The following is a 3,561-nucleotide window of genomic DNA, read 5'->3' as shown; positions in this document are numbered from 1 at the left end:
CCCGTAACATTTCCACCCTCCACAGACAAAATCACCCGCCCAGTTACGGTGTTAGGGGGAGATTGGCAGGATTTTGAGGGATTAGGGACAGTTAAGGCTAGTTAGGGAGGGCGATTGCGTGTCGGGAGGGTGGTTTTGTGTTGGGAGGGCGATTCTGCACAGAGAGGGTGGTTTTATAGCATTAGCGCTGACATTTCCGCCCTCCCGAAACATTTCCGCCTGCGGAGGGCATTAACGTGAGAATCAAGCGCTGCCCGAAAGATATAACACCCCAGTAACTCACCCAAGAAATCCCTCATGCAGCAAATCGGTTCGTTTCTACTAGCTTCCTGACTTATCATGAGGAATCGTGTGCCCATACAGCCTATCCGCAAGCAAAGTTTTGCAGTACCATGTATGCCGGCTGAGCGAACACGGCTGCCAGTTCGACCAGCTAATTGCGTATCTACAGCAAAATCAGCAGCGACTTTCCGCGCAGTTACCCGCGGAAAACGCCCTGACCGTATGGAGCGGACAGCGCCTGAAGATAGCCGGAATAGGGATAGCGTGGCAGGAATCTTTTAGCGGGACAGACAGTTTCCATAAAGCCCAAACCACCTGGCAAAAGCTGTGTTCACACAGTCAAAACCTTAGAAACCAAATATATAACACCACTATTTTCCCAAACGGTAATGCGAATCAGGAATATCCTTCCGACTCTCAGCCCACGCCCCTTGCCGCCAACACCGATAATCCTATTTTCCGGAAAGAAACTAGCGCTCAGTTTGATGGAAACAAAGCAGATTCGACACCTAACTGGCCGCTGGTATTCGGTAGTTTTGGTTTCAGTCCCTCCACTTCCTCCATTTTGCTAATACCAGCCCTCGCGGTGGTAAGCACCGATAGTGGAACCTGGCTTTGGCAGGCGCGTTTACAAGGTGAGAATAGTAATTCTCAAGGATGCGAACCAGTTTCCTCCCAAACACGAAGCGACAAATTAAGCACTAACTCCAGGCAAACAATAACTAAGGGGTATCCCTCTGACCCCACATTAGCCGTAGCGAAACCAGCGACCCTGCAGGCAAAAATGCCCAGTCGCGGCGGGGAAAGTGCTCCGGTCTGTATAGAGAAAAGCTATCCTCATCTAAATCCGCAAGACTGGATGCAGGCGGTAGGGCGAGCACGAAGCGAAATTCAAAGTGGTAGGGCCGAGAAAATCGTACTCGCCCGTGACATACAACTTCGCTTTGATCAGGAGATTTCTTTACTTAGAGTTACAAGCTACCTGGCAAATCAATACCCGACCTGTTGGACATACGCGATAGGCGACCTGGTGGGAGCTAGCCCCGAGATGCTAGCCAGCGTTCTGGACGGAAAACTGCTGTGCCGCGTCCTGGCTGGCTCGGCTATTCCCACCAAGGAGAATTATCTCTTTACCGACCCTAAAGAGCAGCTAGAACACCAATTAGCGGTGCAAAGCGCCGAAGAATCACTTGTGAACCTCGGTCTCGATTTGCAAGTTCCCTCCCCGCGTCTACTCCGCCTAGGGTATGTCACCCATTTAGCAACCGATATTACTGCCGAAAACCTAGCAGACCAGGGCGTAACCTCGCTGAGCGCTGCTGGAGCTTTACACCCCACCGCGGCCGTGTGCGGCAAACCGCGCGAAGTTGCAGCAGCCCGCCTTAGCGAACTAGAAGCAATGAATCGGGGGCGTTACGCTGCCCCAATAGGCTGGATGGATGCCAGTGGCGAGGGCGAATGGGCAATCGCGTTGCGGTGCGCGCAGCGGCATCATTCCCGTGGCGATATTTACCGAGTTATTGCTGGTGCTGGCATTATGGGGGATTCTAATCCTCAGCGCGAACTGGTCGAGACTGAAACCAAAATGTCACCAATGATTCGGGCATTAACAGCGTAAGTATACTGAGATATCTAAAAACGCGAACTTGGCGGGTTTTCTTAAAGCACTATGCACATTAGCCGTTAGTTATAAGAAAGCTACAGCTAGTTATCTGCCCCTATCCAGGTTAATGCAGATAACTAGCTGTAGCTCAAATGATTATTTAGTTTTTAACTCTTTTTAGTTTTTCGCCTTTTTACGGACGGATACTAATGCCATTCCGGCTCCTAGCATTGTGATGAAGCAGATTAGTGCTACATATGCTTGAGTGCCGGTATTTCCTAAACGACCGGAAACAGATCCCTTACCTGGCTTTGTCTTCGAGTCCTGAGATTTTCCTGGCTTAGCCTTCTCCGCAGCAGTCTTAGCCCGAACAGTCTTAGCAGGCTCAATCACAGACGAAGAACCATCAGCATAAGAAATAGTCACCTTACCGTTATCAGCAACCTCGACCTTAGCAGTATCAGGAAGATTAGGATTAGCAGCCTTAACCGCAGCCTTAACAGCATCCTTCTCACCAGCAGTCAACTTAGCAACATCATCAACCGCAACCACAACCGGATCAGCGAAGTTGATTTTGACGAACATCTTTACAGTGTCAATGGAGTCGCCTTTTTGATCGTCCTTGTATTTGACGTTTACGGTAATCTCTTGGGCAACTCCGATCTTTGTAGGATCGATAGAATCGGGTACAAGTTTTGTACCTTCAGGAAGCTGCAAATCTGTTTGGTTATAATCAGCGTCACTTGCCTTCGCTTTTGCTTTAAAAGTTACAGCTTTTGCCCCGTTAATTTTATCGGAGGTTAATTCGGTGAGGCTTGAAATTTCAATGGGTTTATTTACATTATTCAAAGTCTGGTCAAGAACAGGCTCGTACTTATCCTTAAGCGGCTTAACTACGTAATACATCTTGCCAACTGATTTATCTTGATTGTTGGAAGCACGGTAAACCGTATAGGTGGTTTTATGGTCACCTAATTTCGCATCAAGAGCAACCGTGCCGCCTACTTTGATTTCATACTGAGGATAACTACCATCGGCATCAGACTTAACCTGTCCGCTCTCTGCCATGTCCAGAAGTAGACCTTTCGGTAAATCCTGTACTTCCACGTACGGTCTACCATCGGCATTTAACTTAACTTGAGAGATTGAGGGCGTGCGGATGGTGTCACCCTTTTTATTCTTTGGATTACCCGGTAATGCCAGATTCTCTAAATAAATCTTGTGGTTTACCAACCCAGCAGTATCACCACGGAAGAAGTAAAGATTTACCTTGTCCCACGGGTAATCAGGGGCAGAAATGGTTTCACCATTGTTTTGCCACAGTGGCAGCTGCGGAACATCATGGGACTCGTTATCGGTAGTCCAGGCATATTTAGTAATATCCGCAACATCCAATGTGTTGGTTGAAATGTCCTTGTAGAGCAAGGTGGCAACCCCACCCTGAATCGTTACATTTAAAGCCTCAGGGTTCGCTTCTTTTACTTTTTCCTGGAGAGCTTTGACCTCTTGGTCAGTTAAATCCCAAGGATTGTAAACCTTGATTTTCTCTGCGGGCGGTTTAGCTGGATAGTCATCCTTAGCTGCCGCAAATGCGGGTACAGCACTAAAAGACAAGGCTACAACACCCGCTAAAGTTGCACCCGCTATTTTCTCGAATAATTTCATTTACAGTATCT

The 3,561-nt window shown here is 48.2% G+C and carries 2 protein-coding genes; one reads left to right on the top strand and one right to left on the bottom strand.

Features of this window, described 5'->3' with window-relative positions:
• Positions 1–349: 349 nt before the first annotated feature.
• Positions 350–1,900, top strand: a complete 1,551-nt coding sequence (locus tag QZT94_RS00010) for a chorismate-binding protein (protein WP_296761270.1) — start codon at positions 350–352, stop codon at positions 1,898–1,900.
• 162 nt (positions 1,901–2,062) lie between these two features.
• Here QZT94_RS00010 and QZT94_RS00005 read toward each other — a convergent pair whose 3' ends face one another.
• Positions 2,063–3,550 (bottom strand): hypothetical protein, encoded by a 1,488-nt coding sequence (locus QZT94_RS00005; protein ID WP_296773076.1) that lies wholly within the window; start codon positions 3,548–3,550, stop codon positions 2,063–2,065.
• Positions 3,551–3,561 lie beyond the last annotated feature (11 nt).

This window comes from Varibaculum sp., from assembly GCF_008661855.1.
GTDB classification, from domain to species: domain Bacteria; phylum Actinomycetota; class Actinomycetes; order Actinomycetales; family Actinomycetaceae; genus Varibaculum; species Varibaculum timonense_A.
This window is presented reverse-complemented; position numbering and strand designations above follow the sequence as displayed.

Excerpts from the sequence above, each read along its gene's own strand:
- QZT94_RS00005 (WP_296773076.1), bottom strand. The coding sequence starts at position 3,550 with ATGAAATTATTCGAGAAAATAGCGGGTGCAACTTTAGCGGGTGTTGTA.